Genomic DNA, 1,050 nt, shown 5'->3' with positions numbered 1-1,050 from the left:
CGAGCAGTCGATCAGTTATGCCGAGCTGAACCGCCAGGCCAACCGCCTGGCCCATCACCTGATCACCCAGGGCATCGGCCCGGAACGACTGGTGGGCGTGGCGGTGGAGCGTTCGTTCGCGATGATCGTCAGCCTGCTGGCCGTCTTGAAAGCCGGGGGCGCCTATGTGCCGCTTGACCCGCAATACCCGCGTGAACGCCTGCTGCATATGCTCGAAGACAGCGGCGTGCAGTTGGTGTTGACCCAGGCTCACGTGGCGATGCCGTTGCCTGAAGGCATGGCGACGGTTGACGTTGCAGACAGCGCTTTGGCGCTGAGCCCTGAACATGATCCGCAGGTGGCTGTGTCCCCGCAAAACCTGGCCTACGTGATCTACACCTCCGGCTCCACCGGCAAGCCGAAGGGCGTGGCGATCAACCATGCCGCGTTGACCGAGTTCTCCAGCATCGCCGCCGGCTACTCTCGGTTGACCGAGAACGACCGTGTCCTGCAATTCGCAACCCTTAACTTCGACGGCTTTGTCGAGCAGCTGTACCCGGCGCTGACCCAGGGCGCCACGGTGGTGCTGCGCGGTCCGGAGCTGTGGGACAGCGCGCGGTTGTACGACGAAATCATTGCCCAGGGCATCACCCTGGCCGACTTGCCGACCGCCTACTGGAATCTTTTTCTGCTCGACTGTCTCGCCGCCGGGCCGCGCTCTTACGGTGCATTGCGCCAGATCCATATCGGCGGCGAAGCCATGCCGCTGGACGGTCCGGCGCAGTGGCTCAAGGCTGGCCTTGGCCATGTGCGCTTGCTGAACACCTACGGCCCGACCGAAGCCACGGTGGTGTCGAGTGTGCTGGATTGCACCTCGGGCAACGAACTCATCGGCGCCACCGCCAGCCCGATCGGGCGTTCATTGCCCGGGCGTGCGTTGTATGTGCTGGACCGCGATTTGAACCTGGCGCCGCTGGGGGCCGTGGGTGAGTTGTATATCGGCAGCCGCTGCGGCCTGGCGCGCGCGTACTTGAACCGTCCATTGTTGACCGCCGAGCGTTTTGTGCCGGA

At 64.5% G+C, this 1,050-nt stretch carries 1 protein-coding gene; it reads left to right on the top strand.

The annotated features are described in order from the left end of the window. Positions 1-1,050: AMP-binding protein (locus ACW9IB_RS29445; protein ID WP_457416832.1), on the top strand; the 1,050-nt coding region annotated here is incomplete at both ends.

The organism is Pseudomonas sp. SDO524_S393, assembly GCF_054071875.1.
This window is presented reverse-complemented; position numbering and strand designations above follow the sequence as displayed.